General features: G+C 62.0%; 21 protein-coding genes and 1 pseudogene. 8 read left to right on the top strand and 14 right to left on the bottom strand.

The window, feature by feature from the left end:
* Positions 1 to 10: 10 nt before the first annotated feature.
* The 5 genes from G7047_RS17070 to hemA all read right to left on the bottom strand — a co-directional run bounded on the left by G7047_RS17070 (position 11) and on the right by hemA (position 5,291).
* Entirely contained in the window at positions 11 to 1,339 is a 1,329-nt protein-coding gene (locus G7047_RS17070) for a hemolysin family protein (RefSeq protein WP_166307949.1), read from the bottom strand.
* Between the two features lie 188 nt (positions 1,340 to 1,527).
* A complete protein-coding gene (gene grxD / locus G7047_RS17065) occupies positions 1,528 to 1,857 on the bottom strand; it encodes a Grx4 family monothiol glutaredoxin (RefSeq protein WP_166307946.1) in 330 nt (109 codons plus the stop codon).
* Between the two features lie 56 nt (positions 1,858 to 1,913).
* Positions 1,914 to 2,783 carry a peptide chain release factor N(5)-glutamine methyltransferase gene (gene prmC, locus G7047_RS17060; protein WP_166312116.1) on the bottom strand — a complete coding sequence of 290 codons (870 nt, stop codon included), beginning with the start codon at positions 2,781 to 2,783 and terminating at the stop codon, positions 1,914 to 1,916.
* Between the two features lie 15 nt (positions 2,784 to 2,798).
* Positions 2,799 to 3,881: a peptide chain release factor 1 gene (gene prfA / locus G7047_RS17055; RefSeq protein WP_166307943.1), complete on the bottom strand. Its 1,083-nt coding sequence runs from the start codon at positions 3,879 to 3,881 to the stop codon at positions 2,799 to 2,801.
* A 120-nt stretch (positions 3,882 to 4,001) separates the two neighbouring features.
* Positions 4,002 to 5,291, bottom strand: a complete 1,290-nt coding sequence (gene hemA, locus G7047_RS17050) for a glutamyl-tRNA reductase (RefSeq protein ID WP_166307940.1) — start codon at positions 5,289 to 5,291, stop codon at positions 4,002 to 4,004.
* Positions 5,292 to 5,363: 72 nt separating this feature from the next.
* On the opposite strand from hemA, the gene G7047_RS17045 reads away from it, so the two are divergent.
* Positions 5,364 to 5,642 (top strand): hypothetical protein, encoded by a 279-nt coding sequence (locus G7047_RS17045; protein ID WP_166307937.1) that lies wholly within the window; start codon positions 5,364 to 5,366, stop codon positions 5,640 to 5,642.
* Here G7047_RS17045 and G7047_RS17040 read toward each other — a convergent pair.
* Positions 5,620 to 6,138, bottom strand: a complete 519-nt coding sequence (locus tag G7047_RS17040; RefSeq protein WP_166307934.1) for a MarR family winged helix-turn-helix transcriptional regulator — start codon at positions 6,136 to 6,138, stop codon at positions 5,620 to 5,622. The two genes, G7047_RS17045 and G7047_RS17040, sit on opposite strands and share 23 nt — an antisense overlap.
* A 94-nt stretch (positions 6,139 to 6,232) precedes the next feature.
* Between G7047_RS17040 and G7047_RS17035 the strand changes: the two genes are divergently transcribed.
* Positions 6,233 to 7,051 (top strand): siderophore-interacting protein, encoded by an 819-nt coding sequence (locus G7047_RS17035; protein WP_166307931.1) that lies wholly within the window; start codon positions 6,233 to 6,235, stop codon positions 7,049 to 7,051.
* Between the two features lie 14 nt (positions 7,052 to 7,065).
* Here the strand turns inward: G7047_RS17035 and G7047_RS17030 are convergent, their stop codons facing one another.
* From G7047_RS17030 to ugpB, 7 genes are all read right to left on the bottom strand, one after another.
* Positions 7,066 to 9,579 carry a DUF3772 domain-containing protein gene (locus G7047_RS17030; RefSeq protein WP_371813800.1) on the bottom strand — a complete coding sequence of 838 codons (2,514 nt, stop codon included), beginning with the start codon at positions 9,577 to 9,579 and terminating at the stop codon, positions 7,066 to 7,068.
* A gap of 377 nt (positions 9,580 to 9,956) precedes the next feature.
* Complete coding sequence (gene ugpQ / locus G7047_RS17025) at positions 9,957 to 10,715, bottom strand: glycerophosphodiester phosphodiesterase (protein WP_166307928.1); 759 nt, start codon at positions 10,713 to 10,715, stop codon at positions 9,957 to 9,959.
* On the bottom strand, positions 10,712 to 11,062 hold the full coding sequence (locus G7047_RS17020) for a VOC family protein (RefSeq protein WP_166307925.1): 351 nt from the start codon (positions 11,060 to 11,062) through the stop codon (positions 10,712 to 10,714). The genes ugpQ and G7047_RS17020 overlap by 4 nt, the downstream gene beginning before the upstream one ends.
* 28 nt (positions 11,063 to 11,090) lie before the next feature.
* The gene (ugpC, locus tag G7047_RS17015) at positions 11,091 to 12,110 is read right to left on the bottom strand and encodes a sn-glycerol-3-phosphate ABC transporter ATP-binding protein UgpC (protein ID WP_166307922.1); all 1,020 of its coding nucleotides are present in this window, start codon (positions 12,108 to 12,110) and stop codon (positions 11,091 to 11,093) included.
* A 56-nt stretch (positions 12,111 to 12,166) separates the two neighbouring features.
* Entirely contained in the window at positions 12,167 to 13,018 is an 852-nt protein-coding gene (gene ugpE, locus G7047_RS17010) for a sn-glycerol-3-phosphate ABC transporter permease UgpE (protein WP_166307919.1), read from the bottom strand.
* A gap of 2 nt (positions 13,019 to 13,020) precedes the next feature.
* Positions 13,021 to 13,902, bottom strand: coding sequence for a sn-glycerol-3-phosphate ABC transporter permease UgpA (gene ugpA, locus G7047_RS17005; protein ID WP_166307916.1), 882 nt, complete (start codon positions 13,900 to 13,902; stop codon positions 13,021 to 13,023).
* A gap of 114 nt (positions 13,903 to 14,016) precedes the next feature.
* A complete protein-coding gene (gene ugpB / locus G7047_RS17000; protein WP_166307913.1) occupies positions 14,017 to 15,333 on the bottom strand; it encodes a sn-glycerol-3-phosphate ABC transporter substrate-binding protein UgpB in 1,317 nt (438 codons plus the stop codon).
* 296 nt (positions 15,334 to 15,629) lie between these two features.
* Here ugpB and serA point away from each other — a divergent pair, with 296 nt between their 5' ends.
* Positions 15,630 to 16,862, top strand: a complete 1,233-nt coding sequence (gene serA / locus G7047_RS16995; protein WP_166307910.1) for a phosphoglycerate dehydrogenase — start codon at positions 15,630 to 15,632, stop codon at positions 16,860 to 16,862.
* 237 nt (positions 16,863 to 17,099) lie between these two features.
* Here the strand turns inward: serA and G7047_RS16990 are convergent, their stop codons facing one another.
* Positions 17,100 to 18,089, bottom strand: coding sequence for a tripartite tricarboxylate transporter substrate binding protein (locus G7047_RS16990; RefSeq protein ID WP_166307907.1), 990 nt, complete (start codon positions 18,087 to 18,089; stop codon positions 17,100 to 17,102).
* 216 nt (positions 18,090 to 18,305) lie between these two features.
* On the opposite strand from G7047_RS16990, the pseudogene ssuE reads away from it, so the two are divergent.
* The 5 genes and pseudogenes from ssuE (at position 18,306) to G7047_RS16965 (ending at position 23,589) form a co-directional block, all read left to right on the top strand.
* Positions 18,306 to 18,887: pseudogene (gene ssuE / locus G7047_RS16985) on the top strand (NADPH-dependent FMN reductase).
* A 116-nt stretch (positions 18,888 to 19,003) separates the two neighbouring features.
* Positions 19,004 to 20,032 carry an ABC transporter substrate-binding protein gene (locus G7047_RS16980; protein ID WP_166307904.1) on the top strand — a complete coding sequence of 343 codons (1,029 nt, stop codon included), beginning with the start codon at positions 19,004 to 19,006 and terminating at the stop codon, positions 20,030 to 20,032.
* 20 nt (positions 20,033 to 20,052) lie between these two features.
* Positions 20,053 to 21,237: a cytochrome c gene (locus G7047_RS16975; protein ID WP_166307901.1), complete on the top strand. Its 1,185-nt coding sequence runs from the start codon at positions 20,053 to 20,055 to the stop codon at positions 21,235 to 21,237.
* Between the two features lie 91 nt (positions 21,238 to 21,328).
* Positions 21,329 to 22,435 (top strand): LLM class flavin-dependent oxidoreductase, encoded by a 1,107-nt coding sequence (locus tag G7047_RS16970; protein WP_166307898.1) that lies wholly within the window; start codon positions 21,329 to 21,331, stop codon positions 22,433 to 22,435.
* 2 nt (positions 22,436 to 22,437) lie between these two features.
* A complete protein-coding gene (locus G7047_RS16965; protein ID WP_166307895.1) occupies positions 22,438 to 23,589 on the top strand; it encodes an acyl-CoA dehydrogenase family protein in 1,152 nt (383 codons plus the stop codon).
* The last annotated feature ends 57 nt before the right edge of the window (positions 23,590 to 23,646 follow it).

The following is a 23,646-nucleotide window of genomic DNA, read 5'->3' as shown; positions in this document are numbered from 1 at the left end:
CTCAGGTTGCTTATGGTGCAGTCTGAGGGGCAGGTGCTGGCGCTCCGCTCGCATCCTTGAGCCGTGACACCATCACCTGGTCGATGCGGTAGCTGTCCACGTCGAGCACCTCGAACTTGTAGCCGCCGAAGTTCACGCTGTCCGTGCGGCGCGGCACGCGGCGCAGCATGACCATCAGGAAACCGGCCAGCGTCTCGTATTCCTCATCGTGAGGCAACTCGTTCAGGTTGAGCGCGCGCAGCACATCTTCAATGGGCGTCACGCCGTCGATCAACCAGGAGTTCTCATCGCGCCGCACGATCTGCTCTTCATCGTCCGGCCCCACCAGATCACCCATCACCGTACTCATCACGTCGTTGAGGGTGACCACGCCGACCACGAGGCTGTACTCGTTGACGATAACCGCAAAGTCTTCATGCACCTGGCGGAACTGGTCCAGCACCTCGGCCAGCGTCAGCCGGTCGGGGACGATCAGCGCCTTGTGCACCAGTTGGTCGTCCTGGAGCGACAGCGTCTGGTTGTTGAGTACGCGTTGAAACAGGTCTTTGGCATCGACATAGCCGACCACATGGTCGATGTCACCATCGCAGACGGGGTAGGTCGAGAACGGCTCCTCCGCGATGCGCGCACGGACCACGGCATCCGGGTCGTCCTGCAGGAAGAAGGCGATGCGGTCACGCTGCGTCATTGCGGACCCCACCGTGCGCGAATCGAGTTCGAACACATTGGCGATCACCTGTTGTTCGCTCGCCGCGAGCAAGCCAGCGCGCGCTCCGGCCTCAGTCATCGCCAGAATATCGTCCGACGTGATGCGCTCGTCGCGCACCGTGTCGATCCCGAGCAGCTTGAAGATCAGATCGGCCGTCTTGGCATACAGCCATACCACCGGCTTGAACAGGCGCATGCACCAGAGCATCGGTGTCAGCACCCGCACGGCCCAGCGCTCCGGCTCCGCCATGCCGAGGCGTTTGGGAAACAGATCGGCAAACAGAATGAACAGCGACGTGATGACGAGGAACGAGCAGACAAAGCCCAGCGTCTGCGCGCTCGAGCTCGACGTCCAGAGCTCGAACATCCGGCTCAGCGTCGGTGTGAGCGCGCCTTCACCGACGATACCGCCCAGAATGGCAACAGCGTTCTGCCCCACCTGAACGACGGTGAAGTAGTCCCCCGGCGATTCCTGCAGTTTCAAAATGCGATCCGCGCGCATGTCCCCGTCGACAGCCAGTTGCCTCAAGCGCAGTCGCCGCGACGCCGCAAGCGAGAGCTCGGCCAGAGAAAAGAAGGCACTGAGCGCGATCAACAGGAGAATGACGAAGATGCTTTCGGGAAGCTGCATGCACGAGATGGCAGGACCAGAGAGCGTCCGTGCCTCGAATGGGGATGCAAACAGTGTAGCGGGGGCGCGTGATTTGGTGTCGCTATGTCCGGAAATCATCCGGAAACCATGCAGTTTGGGTTCGCCGAAATGAAAAAGCCGACTAACGAATCAGTCGGCTTTTCAGCAATGAAGCAGCTTGAAGCGCGTCAGGCAGCAGCGCCACCGGTCAGCACTTGCTGGAGTTCACCCGATTCGTACATTTCCATCATGATGTCCGAACCACCGATGAACTCGCCCTTCACATACAGTTGGGGAATGGTGGGCCACTGACTGTAGTCCTTGATGGCCTGACGGATTTCCTGATCTTCCAGTACGTTCACCGTGGTGACGTTCTTGGGGTCAACGCCGCAGGCCTTGAGGATCTGGATCGCACGGCCCGAGAAGCCGCACATGGGGAAGCTGGCGTTGCCCTTCATGAAGAGCAGGACGTCGCTGCCCTTGACGAGTTGGTCGATGCGTTGTTGTACGTCACTCATGAAATTCTCCTGATAACTGGATGCCCTTGATCAAGTCTCAGGGCGGGTTGCGGTAATTATTCCACTGTCTGGTCTGGACAGTGGCTTTGCGGGATTTTCCCTCCGGTGCAGCGGGCAATCCCGGCCAGATCGACGCGACTTTGCACGGCATCAAATCCCGCATCGTTTAAAAGTGCTTGGACGGCTTCGGACTGGTCCCAGCCGTGTTCGAGCAGAAGCCAGCCGCCCGGTTTCAGCTTGGAAGGGGCTTGGCCGATGATGAGCCGGATGTCGTCGAGCCCATCACCTCCGCTGGCTAGAGCCGAGAGCGGCTCGTGCGTCAGCGCGGCCAGATGTGGGTCGGCCAAGGGGATGTAGGGCGGGTTGCTGACGATGGCGTCGAACGTACCTTGCAGCGGGGACAGCCAACTTCCGTGCGCGAAGCTCACCGGGAGCTTCAACCGTGCGGCATTGCCTTGGGCCACCGCGAGCGCATCGGCGCTGGCGTCCACGGCCCAGATTTCGGCCTTGGGGCGTTGCTGTTGCAGCGCAAGCGCGATGGCACCGCTGCCGGTGCCCAGATCGACAAGGCGCAGGCCCCCGCCATCGCCGGGCAGTAGTTCGAGTGCCCAATCGACCAGCGTTTCCGTGTCCGGGCGCGGATCGAGCACGCGGGCATCCACCTGCAGCGTCAGGCCGAAGAATTCCTTCTGGCCAGTCAGGTAGGCGACGGGTTCGCCCTGCAGTCTGCGGTGGCAGAGGTCGTTCCACTGAAGAAGTTGCGTGTCGGTCAGCGCCTCGCCATCGTGTGTGATCAACCACGCGCGTGCATGCGTCGGCTGGCCTGCCGTGTGCAGCATCAGCATTTGCGCATCGACACGCGCTAGCCCTTGTTGCGCGGCATGTGCGAGCAATTGGGCGATCGTGGAGGGAGAGGTGGAGGTCATCATCACTCGGGACGCTTATGCGTTGACTTCCAACTCCGTGAGCAACTCGGCCTCGCGCGTATGGGCGAGCGCGTCGAGCACTTCGTCCATGTCGCCTTCCATGATGGCCAGCAGCTTGTAGAGCGTGAGGTTGATGCGGTGATCCGTGAATCGACCCTGAGGGAAGTTGTAGGTGCGGATGCGGTCGGAGCGGTCGCCCGAGCCGATCAGGCCCTTGCGCAGCGCGGCTTCCTTGGCTGCGCGTTCGCTGCGTTCCTTTTCCTGAATTCGGGCCTGCAGCACCTGCAGGGCTTTGGCCTTGTTGCTGTGCTGGCTGCGGCCATCCTGGCATTCGGCGACGATGCCGGTGGGCAGGTGGACCACGCGCACGGCGGAGTCGGTCTTGTTGATGTGCTGGCCGCCCGCGCCGGACGCGCGGAAGGTGTCGATGCGCAGATCGACGGGGTTCAGCGTGATGGCCTGATGCTCATCGGGCTCGGGCATCACCGCGACCGTGCAGGCGCTGGTGTGGATGCGGCCCTGGGTTTCGGTAGCGGGCACGCGCTGCACGCGGTGGCCGCCGGACTCGAAGCGCATGCGCCCGTAGATGTCGTCGCCTTCGATGCGCAGCACCACTTCCTTGTAGCCGCCGAGCTCGCTTTCGTTGGCGGACATGATCTCCACCTTCCAGCCCTTGGTGGCCGCATAGCGCGTGTACATGCGGGTCAGGTCGCCTGCGAACAGCGCGGATTCGTCACCGCCCGTGCCCGCGCGGATTTCCATGAAGGCATTGCGCGCGTCATCCGGGTCCTTGGGCAACAAGAGGCGCTGCAGTTCGTCCTCAAGCTGCAGGAGTTCGGCTTCACCGCTGGCGATTTCGTCCTGCGCCATCTCGGCCATGTCGGGGTCTTCGAGCATCTCGCGTGCACCGATGAGATCGGATTCGATCTGGGTGTAGCGCCTGTAGCGGCCGGCGATCTGCGTGACTTCGGCGTGCTCCTTGGAGATCGCGCGGTACTGCTTCATGTCGGACATGATGTCCTCGCGCGAGAGCAGGAAGTCGAGTTCTTCGAGGCGCTGCGCGTACTTCTCGAGCTGGGTTCTGAGAAAGGGTTTCATCGTGGAGGACGCAATGGAATTTGGACGGTGCCGTCGGTCCGCATGATCGACGGCCGGGCTGCGACGCGCGCGCAGCGAGAAAAGGCCAGCGCATGGGGCTGGCCTGAAAAGGAGAGAGCGCTAACGCTCTTTGCGCAGGAACAGACGCTGGACGGTGTCGGCAGTCTGGGCGCGCTGATCGGCGTCGCCCTTGTGCAGCTCGGCCATGGTGCCGTGGAGCATCTTCTGCGTGATGCCGCGCGAGAGGGCTTCAAGCACGGTGTCGATGTCCTCGCCCTTGGCGATGAGCCGCTTGGCGCGCGCTATTTCAAGGGCGCGCCATTCGTCGGCCTGGGCATTGATCTGCTGGATCAGCGGCACGGCACCGCCTTGCGGACGGCGCTGGTCAAGCCAGTGCATGAAGCTCTGAACGCCGTGGTCGATGATGACCTCGGCCTGCTGCACCGCCGCCTGACGCTGGGCTTGACCGGTGCGCACCACGTTGGCGAGATCGTCCACGGTGTAGAGATAGACGTCGCGCAGATCCTTGACCTCGGCCTCGATGTCGCGCGGCACGGCGAGATCGACCATGAAGATCGGGCGGCGCTTGCGCTTCTTGAGCGCACTCTCGACGGCGCCCAGACCGATGATCGGCAGGCTTGAGGCCGTGCAACTGATCACCGCGTCGTATTCGTGCAGATGCTCGGGCAGGTCGGACAGGCGCATGGTGTTGGCGCCGAACTGCGAGGCCAGCTTTTCGCCACGCTCGAGCGTGCGGTTGGCAATCGTGATCTGCTTGGGATGCTTGGCCGCGAAGTGCGTGGAGACCAGCTCGATCATCTCGCCTGCGCCGACAAACAGCACCTTGATCTGCGAGAGATCTTCAAACAGCTGACCCGCCAGGCGAACGGCTGCGGCCGCCATGCTGATGCTGTGCGCGCCGATCTCGGTGGAGCTGCGCACTTCCTTGGCGACGGCGAAGCTGCGCTGGAACAGCTGGTTCAGCGTCGTGCCGAGTACGCCCGCCGTTTCGGCTGCGCGCACGGCGTTCTTCATCTGGCCGAGGATCTGGGCTTCGCCAAGCACCATCGAATCGAGCCCGCTTGCGACGCGGAAGGCGTGGCGCGCGACGAGGTCGTTTTCGAGCGTGTAGGAATGCGAGCGCAACAAGGCGGGGCTCACGCCGCCGGAGTGGGCCAGCCAGTCGAGTGTGTGGTCGAGAGCCGGCGCGTCGGCGGCGCAGTAGATTTCGGTGCGATTGCAGGTCGACAGAATGGCCGTCTCCACCCCGGGGTGGCGCACGGTATTGCTGGTCAGGGCCTGGCGCAGACCGATCAGCGTCGGCGCAATCTGATCGATCGCGAACGCAAAACGACCGCGCATGTCAAGCGGCGCGGTCGTGTGATTGATACCTAAAGCCCAAACTGCCATGGGTCGATTATAAAATTTGTACGCGATCAAGGTTGAATGCGGTGAATGGCTGACTTGATCTGAGTCATATTTATGAATCCCTTACTCGCGCTGAACCATTTTCTGAATTTTGTGCTACCCGCTCTTGTGGTGGCTTTGTTGACGGTGGGACTGACGCAGATTTTTTTCCGTCAACGCGTCAAACCGCTGGGCTGGATTCGACCTATTGCTATCAATTTCGTTGTGGGGTGTGCCGCTCTGCTCGCCGGACCGTGGGTTTTCGGGAACGACGGCAAATGGGTTTCTTACATGGCGCTGAGTGTTGCGATTGCCACCACACAGTGGGTGATCATGCGAGGCTGGAGGGGTTGATCGGGCCTTTTTCACCGCTTCCGCAGCTTTTGCCGCAGTCCGGCGCAGCGGGGACACCGGATTCTTTCAGATACGCCTGCATCTGCAGCAACTGCGCGGCAAGCTCGGCCTGCTGCGCTTCTGGCACGCCTTGCAGCATCTGCTCGCCGACTCTGGCGCGCGCGGCCTGCATTGTGGTGAACAGCGTCTGGCCCTGCGCGCTCAGCTGCAGACGGCGGCTGCGGCGGTCGTCGGGGTGGGGCACGCGCTCGATCCAGCCGTTGTCTTCCATTTCATTGAGCGTGCGCGCGACCTGCGCCTTGTCGGCACGCAGGAAATCCATCAGCGCCTTGTGCGTGCACAGTGGCTCGTGTCCCACGAAGAGGAGGCAGCGCACCGAGTTGCGGTTGAGCCTGTCATCGTGGCGGTGCATTTCGGAGCGCATGCGGCTGCGGTAGGTGTGGACAAGGTCGTGCAAGGCATCCAGCACCTTGGTGGAGGTGGTAACAGCGTTCATGGCGTGGTTTTTGTTTGTTGTTGACAAAGTCAACATGATGCGGGTATCTTGTTGACTAAATCAACATTTTAGCCAATCCCGAAAGTCACTGTCCATGTCCATTCCTTCTACTGTCGAAGCGGTTGCAACCAACCTCAATCCTCTGCGCGTTGAGCGCGTGCGCCACGGCTTCAGCTCGCGCCACATGCAGCTCATGTCACGCGAGATCGTCAGCCCCGGCTTTGTCCGCGTGACGCTGGGCAGCGCCGATCTGTCTAACTTCAAGAGCGTGGGCTTCGATGACCACGTCAAGCTGCTGTTGCCCGTAGCGGGTCAGGAAAAGCCCACTCTGGCGACCATGGTGGATGGTCGCCCGCATTTCGAAGGCGGCCCGCGCCCGATTGCTCGCGACTTCACGCCCGTGCGCTGGGACCATGCCAAGGGCACGATGGTGCTCGAATTCGCGATGCACGAGGCCGGTCCTGCCGCACAGTGGGCGGCCACGGCGCAGATCGGCCAATGGGTGGGCATCGCCGGCCCGCGCGGCAGCATGGTCGTGCCCGAGGCTTTCGAATGGCACTGGCTGCTGGGCGACGCGAGCGCCTTGCCCGCCATCGAGCGCCGTCTTTCCGAGCTGCCAGCTACGGCGCGCGTGACGGTGCGGGTGCAGCTCGACCACGTGGCCGATCAGCGTGCACTGGCGAGCGCCGCGCAGGTCGATCTGCAATGGGTGGATTCGCTCGACGCGGCCGCGCAGGAGCTCTCGATTCCCGGGGGTGATGGCTTCGTCTGGGCTGCGGGCGAGCACAACGACATGGCGCAGCTGCGCCGCACCTTGCTCGCCAAGCCGGGCGTGGACGCCAAGCGCATGCGCATTGCCGCGTACTGGAAGCGTGGCGAGGTCGCGCATCACGCCGAGCTGAGTGAGGACTGATCAGCGCGGAATGATCACCGTGGATTCGTGAGCTGATCAACCACCGGATCGCCACTCGAGCCCGGTGGGTTGTTGGCTCCGGAGGCGACGGAGGTGGTTGCGGGCGGCGACAAATGCAGGCCCGCTTCGCGCAATGATTTCAATATCTCGAACAGCAGATCGCTGCGCACGCTGCCAGTGTTGCGCGGATTGCCGATGTAGCCGATGGCGAGGAACATCAGCGTGCCGTTCTGTATGCCTTCGAGCTGCACGATGGGCGCGGGGCTGTCCTGAATGCTTGGGTGCGAGATGTAGGCATCGAGAATGATTTCGCGCATGCGCGGCGCGTCGGTGTCGAGGGGCGCGGGCAGGTTCAACATCACGCGCCCGGGAGCACCTACCAGCGTCATATTGCGCACGGACTTGGTGATGAACTCCGAGTTCGGCACGATCATGGTTGAGCGATCCGAGAGCTGGATTTCCGTGGCCCGCACGTTCACCCGGCGCACATCGCCCTCAGTGTCCCCGAGCTTCACCCAGTCGCCCACGCGCACCGGCCGCTCCGCCAGCAGAATCAGGCCCGAAATGAAGTTCTGCACGATGGCTTGCAGGCCAAAGCCGATACCCACTGACAGTGCGCTCGCCACCCAGGCGATGCGCTCCACGCTGATGCCGAGACCGGCCAGGGCAGCTGCAATCACGACCACGCCACTCACATAACCCATCAGTGTGGTGATCGAGCTGCGCATGCCGGGCTCGAGTGAGGTGTTGGGGAAATAGCGGTTGGTGAGCCAGCGCTTGAACAGATGGATCGCGAGAAAGCCGAAACAGATCACCGCCGCCGCCGTGAGCAGGGCCTGCGGAGCGATGGTGAACTCGCCGATCTTGAGGCTGTGATCGACCGAGGTTCCACGCCGGAACACCTCGTCGGGTGCGGTGCCCAGTGGCGCCATCAACGCGATCACCATGTAAAAAAACAGCGCCACACGCAGCACGCCCGAGGCCAGCACGGCCGCCTGATCGAGCAGCTTGGCGTCGATGCCGAGAGCCGTCTGCATGCGCGAACCGAAACCACCCTTGGACGACAGCAGCGATTCGCAGAGATCGTCGGTCAGCTTGAACACCAGATACATGGTGGACAGCACCACCATGGTCCACACCATCTGCCGCGCAATCGTGGCCGCGAGCGCTACGAAGCCGAGTGCGACCAGCACAAAGACGGTAATCAGCGCAATCCCAGCCGCCGCCGCGAGCACGCCGAACCACCAAGGGCGCTCGGCGAGCTGCTCGGTGTTTTCTACAGCGGCATCTTGGGATGCATCAGCCTTTGCGGCCTGCGCATCGGGCGTACGCAGATGGCGCAGTGCGGACAGTGTGATGAACGACGCGAGCAGCGCGAACACGATGTGCACCAGCACTTCCGATGAGATGCTGAGCCCCGCAATCGCGCTGACCTCGGTCGCGACGCCGCCGAGTGCGGACGACAGCGCAAACCACCACGGAAACGGGCTCAGGCGACGCGCGAGATCGTCCGAGATCGGCAGCAGTCGCCATGTCGGGCGCTTGCTTGACAGCAGCGAATGTCCGAGTGCGATCACATAACTGCCGTAGGCGGCCATCTGCAGGCAGATGGACTCCAGCGCCTGCAGCGGCTCGTCGAACTCCGCGTTCAGCCGCAACCCGTTCCACGCGATCTTCACGGCCAGCGTGACGATCAGCACATTGAGCACCACGGCGATGCTGGCCATCAGCGTGCGGCGCAGGCGACCCGATGGCAAACGCGACGGCAGCACCCGCACCAGAATGCGCTCGGCGGCCCAAGTGCCGCCGATGATCAGCAGCAGCGCTCCCAGAATATGCAGTGCGAAATTGTTGCGCTTGCGCGGTGTGGCGATGGCCTCAGCCGCCGTGGCGCTGAGATCGTCTCCGAGCGTCCGCAAGCGCTCCAGATCGTCATACGCGGCCAGCTTCCACACATGCCAGAACGAGGGCGTGATCGGCGACTCGACCCGCGCCGTCAGCGCAGCCTGGAACTGCGCGCGTCGCTGCTTGAGAATGTCGGCGCTGCGCTGCTCCGCATCCACCCCGATGAGCCGCGCGAGCTTGAGATCCGAGTCGATGGCCGAGCGCTGCTTGTTGAGCGTGGCCCGCTGCTCGGCCACATCCGGCGCATCGGCGGGCGATCCTTTTTCGGGCGTCGGTCCCAGTCCCGCGAGACGCCCATCGACATCGGCAAGATCGCTCGTCCGCTGCTTGGCAAGCCGATCCGCCGCCGCCCCGATGCCGTTGAGTTGACTGAGCAGCTTGCGCGCATCCGTGTCCTCGGTGAGCTTGGCGGGAATGGCATCAAGCTGCTTGCGCAGATCGTCAGGCTGAGGAAGCGGCGAGCCAGTGTCAGCATCGGTTTGCACAGGACTGGCTGCTCGCGCGTCCATGGTCGGGGCCAACACGAACATCAGCGTGACAAGCAGCGAAATCAAACAGGCCACGACGATGGCGGCCCGCGAGCGTCGCGGTAGAGAATCCGGGGAGCGGTGCGTCAGATCCATACAGGCTTGAGGTGCGAATTGCGTAAAGCAAATCGCCACTGTAGCGCCAGTATAAGAATCGCCTCGTAGGAGCGGGCGGACACGCGGGCTTTCGTCAAAGGCACGAGCGAAGCGAACTGCCGAACATACCTCTTTAGATCACTTTTGCGGCAAGCTGTCTGAACGGAGAGCCGCAGGCTTGCAGAGAGTTTTGCCGCATGACTTCAAAGCGCGTTTTTGGTGACTTTTTGCGCGCAAGCAAAAAGTTACTGCCCCGCCGGGGGCAGTCCCGGCCTCCGCCCTTAGACAAAGAGCAGAAACAGAAAAAGAATACCGACCCCACACCGGCCACCCCCTTCGCAAGTGGGAGAGGGTGAAGAGGGGGGGAAGGACGCTGTTCAGCCCGCAGGACTGAACAAATCCACGCGATCCGTAATGATGCAATCAGTACCGATGTCAAGCAACCGCTTGGCCTCCCACTCATCATTCACCGTATAGCTGCTGCATCGCATCCCCGCCCCATGCACGCGAGCCACCAGCTCAGGATTCCACAACGCATGGTTCAGCACCATCGCCACACACCCCAACTCCAGCGCAATTGCAATGTCCGCCTCGCCTATCCCATCGGCAAACTTGTCGACCAGCAGCCCACGCGGAACATCAGGCGCTGTCGCTTTGGCACCCCGCAGCGAATCAGGCTTGAACGAAGTGAACAGCGGCGGCACGGCATCCTTGGGCCAGAGGCGGTTCATCAGCTCGCCGGTGGCGCGGCCTGTGGCCTCTTCCTGGCCGGGTGTGGGTTTGATCTCCACGTTCAGGTGCAGATGGTTGGCGATGCACCAGCGCGCCAAGGACTCAAGCGTGGGCAGATGCTCGCCCGCGAACGAACGCGAATGCCATGCGCCCGCGTCGAGCTGCGCGAGCTCGCCCATGGGGCGGTCGCTGCCGGTTCCCGCGCCGTTGGTGGTGCGTTTGAGATCGGTGTCGTGCATCAGAAACAGCACGCCATCCTGGCTGAGCTTGGCGTCGCATTCGAACATGCGGTAGCCATACGACGCGCCCATGCGGAACGCCGCCATGGTGTTTTCGGGCGCGAGCTTGCCCGCGCCACGATGCGCTACCCAGCGCGGATAGGGCCATGCGGCCAATGAAGTCATACAGGTTCTCCAAATTTGAGCAGGTTGCCGTGCGGGTCGATCACATACAGCTCGCGCATGCCCCATTCGCGGTCCTGCGGCGGCTGAAGTGTGAGGCCGCGCGCGGCGAAGTCGGCATGCAGCGCGTCGGTGTCGCCGCGCACATAGCAGGATGAATTGCGGGGCAGCTCGGTGTTGTCGCCGCACGGCCAGAAATGGATTTCGCAGCCATCGCGCTCGACGATCAAGTAAGTGCCGGGCATGGAAAGCGCAGCGCGAAAACCGAGTTTTTGAATGTAAAAAGCCTCGCTGACTGCGAGGTCCGTTGAGGGAAGCACCGGAACCGTGGAGTGAATCAGCGAGGCCATGTACGTTCTCCGAAAGGAAACGATTGTGCTAGATGCGTTTACCTGTGCTCGCGTCGAAGGTATGGATGCGGTCCGGGCGCGGCGTGACATGGATGACGTCGCCGCTGTTCGGCATGAACGTGCCTTCCTCGACGCGCACGACGAGTTGTTCATCGTTGCTGCCGCCTTGCACGCGGCCGTAGATCAGGCGCTCGGCGCCCAGCAGCTCGACGGTGTCGACGATGACGGACCAGCCACTGTTCGGCGTCACGTCCAGATGCTCTGGGCGAATGCCGAAGACCGTGCCGGGTTGGGTGCCCGGTGCCGACTTGAGCAGGTTCATCGGAGGCGATCCGATGAAGCTTGCCACGAAGGTCGATGCGGGCGTGTGATAGACCGCTTCGGGCGTGCCGAACTGTTCGACCAGACCGCCGTTCATCACCAGCATGCGCTGCGCGAGCGTCATCGCCTCGACCTGGTCGTGGGTCACGAACAGGCTGGTGATGCCGAGTGTCTGGTGGCGCTTTTGGATCTCGATGCGGGTCTGCGCGCGCAGCTTGGCGTCAAGGTTGGAGAGCGGTTCGTCGAACAGAAAGACCTGCGGCTTGCGCACGATGGCGCGGCCCATAGCCACGCGCTGGCGCTGGCCGCCCGAGAGTTGGCGCGGCTTGCGATCGAGCAGGTGCGAGAGCTCGAGGATCTTGGCTGCGCCGTCGACGCGTTGCTTGATCTCGTCGATCGGCACGTTCTTGATCTTCAGGCCATAGGCCATGTTGTCGAACACGCTCATGTGCGGGTACAGCGCGTAGTTCTGGAACACCATGGCGATGTCGCGCTGTGCGGGTTCGAGGTCGTTGACCACGCGGTCCCCGATGGAGATCGTGCCGCCGGAGATTTCTTCGAGGCCTGCGACCATGCGCAACAGCGTTGATTTGCCGCAGCCCGAGGGGCCGACGATGACGATGAACTCACCGTCCTTGATGTCTGCATTCACGCCGTGGATGACGGGCACGGCCTGCTTGCCGACTCCGTATTGCTTGACGACGTCTTTGAGTGTGATGGATGCCATATGAAAATCTTTGAATTCGTTCTGGTTGAAGCTGGTTGTATGGGGGTACCGGGGGATTACTTTTCGGTATCCACCAGGCCCTTGACGAACCACTTCTGCATCAGGATCACCACCAGCGCGGGCGGCAGCATGGCGATGATGGTCGTGGCCATCGCGACGTTCCAGTCGATGGCCGCTTCGCCGCCACCGGCCACCATGCGCTTGATGCCGATGACCACGGGGTACATGTCTTCCGAGGTCGTCATGAGCAGCGGCCAGAGGTACTGGTTCCAGCCGTAGATGAACTGGATCACGAACAGCGCGGCAATTGATGTCTTGGACAGTGGCACCAGCACGTCCTTGAAGAAGCGCATGGGGCCTGCGCCGTCGATGCGCGCGGCTTCCACGAGCTCATCGGGAACGGTTAGGAAGAACTGGCGGAACAGGAACGTGGCCGTGGCCGACGCGATCAGCGGCAGCGTGAGACCGGCGTAGCTGTTGAGCATGCCGAGATCGGCCACCACCTTATAGGTCGGCAGGATACGCACTTCCACCGGCAGCATCAGCGTGACGAAGATGAGCCAGAAGCACAGCTGTTTGAACGGAAAGCGGAAATACACGATGGCAAAGGCCGAGAGCAGCGAGATCGCGATCTTGCCCACGGTGATGACCATGGCGGTCACGAAGCTCACCCACATCATGCGGATGAGATCGGTGTTGGAGCCGGTCTTGCCGGAGCCGAACAGGGCTTCCTTGTAGCTCTCGAGCATGTTGGTGCCGGGCCAAAGCGGCATGGGCGCCTGCACGATTTCCTGTGCGGTGTGGGTGGAGGCGATGAGCGCCAGATAGATGGGAAAGGCCACGATGGCCACGCCGAGAATCATCACGGCGTGAGACAGCACATCGAGCCAGGGACGTCGGTCAATCATGCTCAGTACTGCACTTTCTTTTCAACATAACGGAACTGGATCACGGTCAGCGCGATGACGATGAACATCAGGATCACCGACTGCGCTGCCGAGCCGCCGAGGTCCAGCGCCTTGAAGCCGTCCAGGTACACCTTGTAGACCAGAATGGTCGTGGACTGGCCGGGGCCGCCGTGCGTGGTCGCATCGATGATGCCGAAGGTGTCGAAGAACGCGTAGACGATGTTGATCACCAGCAGGAAGAAGGTGGTCGGCGACAGCAGCGGCAGCTGTACGTTGAGGAAGCGGCGCCATGGACCGGCTCCGTCAATCGAAGCGGCTTCGATGAGCGACTTTGGAATCGATTGCAGACCCGCGAGGAAGAACAGGAAGTTGTAGGAGATCTGCTTCCAGACGGCGGCCATCACGATCAGCGCCATGGCCTGGTTCTCGTTCATGAGAAAGTTCCAGTTGTAGCCAATGCGTTCGAGCGCATACGACACCACGCCGAGGGAGGGCGAGAACATGAACACCCACAGCACACCGGCGATCACGGGCGCGACGGCGTAGGGCACGATCAGCAGCGTCTTGTAGACCATGGCGAAGCGCACGATTCGGTCCGCAAAGATGGCCAACGCCAATGACACAGCAATGCCTACGCCTGCCACCAGCACCGAGAAAATGGCTGTGCGGTAGAACGATTCGAGATACGAGGCGTCGTGGAACAGCTGAATGAAGTTGTCGAAGCCAACCCATTCCTTGCTCAATCCGAAAGCGTCCTCCATTTGGAAGGACTGCAGGACGGCCTGCGCGGCAGGCCAGAAGAAGAAGACTCCGATGATGGCCATCTGCGGTAGCAGCAGCAACCAAGGCAGCCAGGCGGAGCGGAAAAGGACTCGTTTTTCCATATGCCTTCAAAAACCAAAAAACCGCCGAAGCCTTTATGAGGCCGCGGAGGTGTGTGAGAAATATGCGGAGTACCTCACGCAGTCGGAGACCGCGCGAGGTGTTCGCGATGAAGATTACTTGCCCTTGTTGGCCGCTTCGAAGCGAGCCAGCAGTTCGTCGCCGCGCTTGACGATCGCGTCCAGCGCATCCTTGGAAGACTTCTTGCCGGACCAGACCTGTTCGAGTTCTTCGTCCTCGATGGTGCGGATCTGCACGTAGTTGCCCAGACGAATGCCGCGCGAGTTGTCGGTCACCTTGCGGATCATCTGGTTGACAGCCATGTCGGTGCCTGGGTTCTTTTGATAGAAGCCAGACTTCTCGGTCAGGTCGAACGAAGCCATCGTCACAGGCAGGTAACCGGTGCGCTGGTGGCTGGCGGCCTGCACCTTGGTCTGCGAGATGAATTCAAAGAACTTGGCCACGCCGGTGTATTCGGCAGGCTTCTTGCCAGCCATGACCCACAGCGAAGCGCCGCCGATCACGGTGTTCTGCGGTGCGCCCTTCACGTCCGGGTAGTAAGGCAGTTGAGCGATGCCGTAGCCGAACTTGGCATTCTTGGCCACATCGCCGTAGAAGCCGGACGAAGTCTGGATCATGGCGCATTCGCCCGAAACGAACGAAGCCTGTGGCAGCGAGCCGCGACCCTTGTAGACGAATTCGCCCGCCTTGGCAGCCTTCTCGAGGTCTTCGATGTGGCGCACGTGCAGAGGCGAGTTGACCTTCATGCGGGCCTTGTAGCCTTCTTTGCCCAGGCCGTTCTGGTGCGTGGCGAATTCGACGTTGTGCCAGGTAGAGAACGACTCGAGCTGGGTCCAGCCCATCCATGCCAGAGTCATTGGGCAGCTGTGACCGCTGGCCTTGAGCTTCTTGGCGGCTTCAAAGACTTCGGGCCAGGTGGCTGGCGCCTTGTCGGGGTTCAGGCCAGCCTTCTTGAAGGCGTCCTTGTTGTAGTAAAAAACGGTGGTCGAGCTGTTGAACGGAAAGCTCAACATCTGGCCGTTGGGAGCCGTGTAGTACGAGGCCACGGCAGGGATGTAGGACTTCGGATCAAAGGTAACGCCCGCATCGCTCAGCACCTTGGCGACCGGAACGGTGGCGCCCTTGGAGGCCATCATCGTCGCCGTGCCCACTTCGAACACTTGCAGAATGTGCGGTGCGCCGCCCGAGCGGAAGGCCGCCACAGCAGCCGTCATGGTCTCGTCGTAGGTTCCCTTGTACGTGGGGATGACCTTGAATTCCTTCTGGCTTTCGTTGAACTGCTTGGCCAGATCGTTGACCCATTCGTTGTTCACGGCGGTCATCGCGTGCCACCACTGGATTTCAGTTTGTGCTTGTGCAGCAATTCCAGTGGTCGCGACGAGAGTGGCCAGCGCCAGTTGCTTGATCCGCATGTAGGCTCCTATGGATGTAGAGAGAGGATTATTTGCGGCGAGATGGTAACTCGCCCAATGTGACAAGAAGATGTCGTTGTCGCACAGCAAGAAGGCACTCACAACAGGGGAAGTACGGTGAGCACATGGGCTTGCAATGACTTTTGATAATGACAGTCACAAAGTTATGTCACTAATTGTGCTTCATTTTGAGCGCTGCAATTGTCATCGATAAAGCAAGGTTTTGTGCGATGCACAATGCTGTGGGAAACGCGTATACAAACTCCTGCGCAACGCAGGCAATGGAAGGGGAATGCATGAACGCCAAGACGACTTCGCTGGACAAAAGCAAGATCAAATTCCTGTTGCTGGAGGGGGTTCACCCCAGCGCGCTGGAGGTGCTGCACGGCTCCGGCTACACCCAGATCGAGACGGTGAAGGGCGCGCTGTCCGACGAGGAACTCAAGCAGCGCATTGCGGATGTGCACTTTCTCGGCATCCGCTCGCGCACCCAACTCACGGCCGATGTGTTTGCGCATGCGCACAAGCTGGTGGCCGTGGGGGCTTTCTGCATCGGCACCAACCAGATCGATCTGCAGGCTGCGCGCGAGCATGGCGTGGTCGCTTTCAATGCCCCTTATTCCAATACGCGATCTGTGGCCGAGCTGGTGCTGGCTGAAACCGTGCTGTTGCTGCGCGGCATTCCCGCCAAAAACGCGGCGGTGCACCGTGGGGGCTGGAGCAAGAGCGCCGAGCAGTCGTATGAGGCACGCGGCAAGACGCTGGGCATTGTGGGTTATGGCTCCATTGGCACGCAGTTGTCGGTGCTGGCCGAATCGCTGGGCATGAAGGTGATCTTTCACGACGTGGTCAGCAAGCTGCCGCTGGGCAATGCGCACCAGGTGTCGCTCAACGAATTGCTGGCGCAGAGCGATGTGGTGACCCTGCACGTGCCCGAGCTGCCGTCCACGCAGTGGATGATCGGCGCGGAGCAGATCGCGAAGATGAAGCCCGGCGCGATTCTGATCAACGCATCACGCGGTACCGTGGTCGAAATCGACCCGCTGGCCGCAGCGCTGAAGTCAGGCCAGCTCGCGGGCGCGGCGGTGGATGTGTTTCCCGTCGAGCCGCGTTCGAATGCCGACATCTTCGAGTCGCCACTGCGGGGGCTGGACAACATCATTCTCACGCCGCACATCGGCGGCTCGACCATGGAGGCGCAGGCCAATATCGGGCTCGAAGTGGCGGAAAAGCTGGTGAAGTTCAGCGACAACGGAACGACCACCTCGTCGGTGAATTTTCCTGAAGTGGCGCTGCCAGCACACCCGGGCAAGCATCGGCTGCTGCACATTCACAAAAATGTGCCGGGGGTGCTTTCGCAGATCAATCAGATTCTTGCGGAAAACCACATCAACATTTCTGCGCAGTTTTTGCAGACCAATGAGACGCTTGGCTATGTAGTCATCGATCTTGACGCCAAGTCCTCCGATCTGGCCTTGGAGAAGTTGGCCAAGGTGCCGGGGACGATTCGTTCTCGCGTGCTGTTTTAGTCTGTTGGTTTTACGAAGCCTTGCGGCTTCGATGGTTAGTCGTGCGGGGGCGCAGATATGGGGCTTGATCCTTCGTTGCGCCTCCTTGCCATACCGAAGTATTGTCTGCGTCGGCGACGCCTCGTCTCAAGCCCCATCTCTGCGTTGGGGTGGGAGATCCTGAGGCTTGTGTGCTTCGGAGGCCCGCTGTTTTGAAGGCAACAGCGGGCCTCTTGTTTTTGCCTGAAGTCTTCCAGACTATTGCGCTGCAAGCTGGATCTTGCTTGCTTGCACTACCTTTCCCCATCTTGAGTAATCGGTCCTGATCAGCGATGCAAACTCTGCCGGGCTGTTGTATTCCACGCTGATGCCGCGCTCCTGCAAGTCGTGATCGGTTTGTGGTGCGCGGGCGATAGTGTGGAGTTCTTTCTGCAGGCGCGCGACGATGGGGGCGGGCGTGTTGGCGGGAACGACTACGCCGAACCAGCCTGAGCTGATGAAGCTGGGCAGACCGGCTTCTGGCGCGCTTGGCACGTCGGGCAGTTGGGGCGAGCGGGTGGCTGCTGTCTGCACCAGGCCTTGCAGCTTACCGGTCTTGATCTGCGGGGCGAGCACGGTGAGGGTGTCGATGGCGAGGTCGACCTCGCCGCCGAGCGCTGCGGTGACGGCGGGGGCGCTGCCTTTGTACGGCACATGCAGTAGCTCGCTGCCCGAGAGGTTCTGCAGCAGTTCACCGGTGAGGTGGCAGAGCGTGCCGCTGCCGCACGAGGAATAAGTCACCTTGCCGGGATTGGCCTTGGCGCGTGCCAGCAGTTCGGGCAATGAATGGATCTGCAGCTTGGGGTTGATCGCGACGACGTTGTGCACCGAGGCGACGAGCGAGACCGGCGTGAAATCCTTCACCGGATCAAACCGCAGATTGCTTTGCAGATGCGGCAGCACGGTGAGTTGGCCGCTGGTGGCAAGCGAGATGGTGTAGCCGTCGGGTGCAGCGCGCGCCACGTATTCGGCGGCGATGGCGGTGCCTGCGCCGGCCTTGTTGTCGACGATCACCGGCTGGCCCAGCGCGCGGGTCAGCTTGTCGGCGTAGTAGCGGCCGATGGCATCCGCCGCGCCGCCCGGCGGGAACGGAACCACCAGCTTCACGGGGCGCGAAGGCCAGTTCTCTGCATAGGCGGGCAAGGTCGCCAGCAAGGGCAGTGCAGCGGCGATTGCGACGGCGGCTATGCGAAAACGAAGAGGCTTCATGGTGTGGTGCAGTCCTTTGGTCATGCCGCCACGATAGGCAGCGATGCTGCGGGCGTGAACAAAGAAAAGTGCGCTTGCTTATGCGCTGCGTGATCTGCATGTCCGTGTTCCTGCATATTCGGAAAACGTGGTTTCTTAGTTTGAAAACTTCGTGGTCATGAGTGGCGCTCGTATGGTCTGATCGCTGCAGTTTTGAAGTTTGGCAACAGGAAATTCATGTCCGTTCTATTGATTGCCGGGAGCCCGTCCGAGCGCTCGCGGTCGGCCACTTTGCTGGCGAATGTGGGGCAGCGTCTGGCGCAGCATCGTGTCCATGTGGAGACGCTGAACATTCGCAATCTGGATGCGACCGCTCTGCTGTAGGCGCAGTTTGATCATCCCGATGTGGTGAAGGCCGCGCAGCAGGTGGCGAACGCCACAGTGATCGTGGTGGCGACGCCCGTCTACAAGGCCGCGTACAGCGGTGTGCTCAAGGTGTTTCTCGATCTGTTGCCGCAGACCGCGCTGCAAGGAAAGACGGTTCTGCCGCTGGCTACGGGTGGCAGTCCGCATCACATGCTGGCGCTGGATTACGCGCTGCGCCCGGTGCTGCAGGCATTGGGCGCCAAGCAGATTCTCTCGGGCATTTACGCGACCGATGCGCAGGTCACGCACCTGCCCGAGGGCGGCGGCATGCTACATCCCGACGTGTCGAGTCGCGTGGATGTGGCGGTGCAGACCTTGCTCTCTGAGGCTCTGCAGGCGCGCGACGCGGGCTTTGCACCAGTGCGATTTGAGCAGGTGCGTTTGAGCGTTTGATGCTTTTTGAGTTGCGCTCCATTTCGCATATCGATTTCTGTTTTTCTTCCTTCGCCAATGCGCGTTGATTCGCTCCAATCTGGGTTGATTTCATTTCTCAAACGAAGGACGAAAAGATGAACAGCGTGGGGCACAAGGCAGAGGTAGTGATCGATTCTTTGGCGCGTCGCAAATGGCTGCGCGCGGTAGGTGCGACGACGGCTGCGGGTGTTGCAGGTGCGGTAGCAGGGCGGGTGTGGGCGGCGCCCGCGCTGAAGCCAGTGAAGCTGGCCTGGAATGCGAATGCGATCTGCCTCTCCGCTGCGCCGGTGGCGCTCGAGCGCGGCATTTTCGAGAAGCATGGGCTCAAGGTGGAACTGGTGAATTTTGCGGGTTCGACCGACCAGTTGCTTGAGGCGATTGCGACGTCCAAGGCCGACGCGGGTGTGGGCATGATTCATCGCTGGATCAAGCCATTGGAGTCCGGCTTCGACGTGAAGCTGGTTGGCAGCTCGCACGGCGGCTGCTCGCGGCTGGTGGGCTATGAGGCGGCGGGCGTGACCAGTCTTGCCAAGCTCAAGGGCAAGACGATTGCGGTCTCCGATCTGAATGCGCCCGGCAAGAATTTCTTCTCGGTGTTGCTTGCCAAGGCCGGGCTCGATCCCGAGCGCGATGTGCAGTGGCGGCAGTTTCCGGGCGACATGCTGGGCCTTGCGGTCGAGAAGGGCGAGGCGCATGCGATTGCCGATGGGGATCCGAATCTGCTGCTGATCCAGCGACGCACCAAGGGGCTGGTCGATCTGGCGACGAATTTGTCAGGCGAGTATGCGGCCAAGACTTGCTGCGTGCTCGGTGTGAGCGGCGCGATGGTTCGCAATGACAAGGGCACAGCGGCAGCGCTCACGCGCGCCATCGTCGAGGCCTCCGACTTCGTGGCCGACAACCCGGCCGAGACTGCGCGCATCTACAGCCCCTACACCAAGGTGGCCGAGAGTGAGCTGCGCGCGGTGCTCGCGACGCTCACGCACCGCAGCCATCCGGTGGGCAAGAATCTCAAGGATGAAATCGAGTTCTATGCGCGCGACTTCAAGCTCGTGAAAGTACTCAAGCCAACCACCGATCCTGCGCGTTTCGCATCGCATGTGTTCGCCGATGTGCTGACCTGAAGCTGGCCCGTGTCCGAGCTATGTCCGAGGTGTGGGCCGCATGGATTCTGGAATGGTTGCTGGCCGCGCAATTTGTGTTGCGCGACGGTTTGCATGCGCTCGGGCTGACGCCGCTCGTGGCCGGTCAACCGGGGTGGCCGTTTGCTGAGCGGCTGTCTGCCGAAATGATGTGGATCGATCCGGGGCATGCGCGGCGCGTGGCGATCACGGGCATCTGCGTGGTGGTTGCGGTGTTTTTCTTTGTGATCGCCATTGCGGTTGCGCTGTGGTGCAGACGCGTGCGCAGCACGCTGATCGCGGGATTGATGGGCGTAGCATTCATCGCTGTGTTGGCGGCTCCCTGGCCCGCATCGCATCTGTTGTGGGTGCCTGCGGTGCCAACCAGTCTGCATCGCTCCGACTCCGGATTTCAACCGGCTGGAATCATGCGCGGTCAGGCGCTTTTCCAACAGAACTGTGCTCAATGCCACGGCGCGGATGCGCGAGGGCAGGGGCCGCTCGCGAGCACGCTGGGGCGTTGGCCGCCCGATCTGACGGGTGGGCTGTTGTGGAAGCGACTCGAGGGCGAGCTGTTCTGGCGCGTGCGCCATGGCATGCGCGATGAACGATTGGGGCGCGAGACCATGCCGGGGGCATCTCAGACGCAGCTCTCGGACGCCGACATCTGGCAGATGCTCGACTATTTGCAGGCGCGTGCCTCGGGTCAGTCGTTGCGCGATCTGGGTGCGTGGGAGCGGCCGGTGCGCATGCCTTCGTTTGCGCTGCGCTGCCGCTATGGTGCGCAGCGTCGCAGTGATGGTTTGAAGGGGCAGCGCGTGCTGCTGGTACTACCTTCCAGAACACCATTGTCCGCGCCTCCGGAAGACCCGCGCATGGTCTCAGTCACGGTGAGGGCGAGCGTGGATGTGGTTGATTTCGAATGCCTTGCCGATGATGCACAGCTGCTGCCCGCGTTGGCCTTGCTGCTGGGCGAGCGCGAGCAAGATGCGCGCGGCTTTCAATTGCTGGCTGATCGCGATGGCTGGTTGCGTGCGCGCTCAGCCCCGGGGCGCTCCGCATGGTCTGAGGATGACTTTGTCTGCCGCACCGGAGTGCAGCGTGCGGACAAGCCGGTTGCGGATGCCAATGCACAAGGATTGGATGCGCTTTTGCGGCGCATGGATGACAATCCGGTAAAGCCCGTGCGTGCCGGATTTCCGCATTGAAAATCGCAGAACCTAACGCGTTTTTCTTCGTTGGAATCCGCTCGCTCGCTGGCGATCATGAGGGCATTCACACATCCACAGGAGAAACAAGATGCCCGTTCAAATCATTGGAATGATCCAGCCGCACGAAGTGTCCGAAACCATTGCGCGCAAGGGACCTGCGGTCGATCCGGCCTATGTGCGTGCCTTTGCACAGGCGCATGAATATGCGGGCTTTGATCGTGTGTTGGTGCCTGCCAGCTCAACCAGTCCCGACACCCTGCTCACAGTGGCCTATGCCGCAGCCGCGACACAGAAGGTGAAGTTCCTGCTTGCGCACCGTCCGGGCTTTGTTGCGCCAACGCTTGCGGCGCGCCAGTTGGCTACGCTCGATCACTACACCAATGGTCGTTTGGCGGTGCACTACATCAGCGGCGGATCAGATGTGGACCAGCAGCGCGATGGCGATTTTTTGAGCCACGACGAGCGCTATGCGCGCACCGATGAGTACCTCACCATCCTGCGCCGCGTGTGGACCGAAACCAAGCCGTTCGACCATGAAGGCAAGTACTACAAGGTCAAGGGCGCGACATCAGAGGTGAAGCCGCTGCAGCAGCCCATCGTGCCGATCTTTTTCGGTGGTGCGTCCGAGCCCGCGTTGCAGGTGGCGGGCAAGCATGCCGATGTCTATGCGCTATGGGGCGAGTCGCTCGCGCAGGCCGGTGATCTGGTGCGCCGCGTGCGCGCGCAGGCCGCGGCCCATGGTCGCGAAGTGGAGTTCAGCATTTCGTTTCGCCCCATCATTGCCGAGACCGAGGAGCTTGCCTGGGACAAGGCCGCGCAGATTCTCGAAGCCACGAAAAAGCAGCAGGTGCAGATCTCGCATTCGCGCGGCGCAGGCCCGCAGCAGAGCGAGGGCGCGCGTCGTCTGCTCTCCGATGCGGCCAAGGGTGATCTGGTGGACGAGCGTCTGTGGACCGCAATTGCGCGCGAGACCGGTGGGCGCAGCAATTCCACATCGCTGCTTGGAACGCCTGAGCAGGTGGCTGATGCGCTGCTCAAGTACTACGACCTTGGCATCACCACTTTCCTGCTCCGCGGTTTTGATCCGCTGGTCGACGCCATCGACTACGGCCGCGAACTGATTCCGCTGATCCGCGAAAAGGTGGCGCAGCGCGATGCGTTGAATGCCAGCAAGTCTGAGCGCAAGGCGGCCTGAGCATGAACGCATCGCTCAGTTGGGGAGATACCGCGCGCGTGCTGGCGGCGGAGTTCGGCAGGCGCGCCCCGCAGCACGACCGCGACGGCACCTTCCCGCATGAAAACTTTGCGGATCTGCACGCGGCCGGGCTGCTGGCTCTGGCCGCACCCAGAGCGCTGGGCGGGCAGGGTGCCACCAGCACCCAACTGGCCGAGGTGCTGGGCGCCATCGGCTACGGCTGCCCCGCGACCGCGCTGGTGCTGAGCATGCAATACATCCAACAGCGTCAGGCGGGGCGCCCCGGTTCGCCGTGGCCGGAGGCGCTGGCGCGAAAACTGGTGAGGGATGCGGTGGAACGCGGCGCCCTGATCAACGCGCTGCGCGTGGAGCCCGAGCTCGGCTCGCCTGCGCGTGGCGGATTGCCCGCCACCGTGGCCACGAAGACGCCCGATGGCTGGCGGATTTCCGGCCGCAAGATCTACTCGACCGGCTCGCCCGCATTGCGTTGGCTGGCGGTCTGGGCACGAACAGACGAAGCCGTTCCCCGTGTGGGGACATTTCTGGTGCGTGCGGACGATCCCGGTGTGCTCATCGAGGAAACTTGGAATCACCTCGGCCTGCGCGCGAGCGGCAGCCACGATGTGGTGCTCGACGGCGTGCTCACGCCCGCCGATCACGCCATCGGTCTTGTGCTGCCAAGCATGGCTCCTGCCAAGGATGGGGCATTTCAGGCGGAAATGACCCTGTTGCTCGGCGCTCTGTACGACGGCGTGGCCCGTGCGGCGCGGGACTGGCTGGTGGCATTTTTGAACGAGCGGATTCCGGCCAATCTGGGTGCGCCGCTTGCGAGCCTGCCCCGGTTTCAGGAGGCGGTTGGGCGGATCGAGGGGCAATTGCTGTCCAACCGCCTGCTGCTCGCGCGGCTTGCGGCTGATCTGGATGGCGGAGTGCCCACTTCGGCAACGGATGCGGGGCTGGTGAAAAACCTGGTCATGGCGCAGGCCATCGCTGTGGTGCAGGACGCGCTTTCACTCACCAGCAATCACGGCCTCTCGCGGCGCAACCCGCTTGAGCGGCACCTGCGCGACGTGCTCTGCGGCCGGGTGCATACGCCTCAGGAAGACAGTGTTTTGGTGGCGGCGGGCCGGGCGGCACTGGAAAACGGACGATGAATCCATCTTTTTGTGGGTTTTTTACCGAGGCCGGGGCATTAATTTTCCGTCTTAATC

Origin of the sequence: Diaphorobacter sp. HDW4A (assembly GCF_011305995.1) — a bacterium.
GTDB lineage: Bacteria > Pseudomonadota > Gammaproteobacteria > Burkholderiales > Burkholderiaceae_C > Diaphorobacter_A.
Note: the sequence above shows the minus strand (reverse complement) of the source record. Positions and strands in the feature narration are given on the sequence as shown.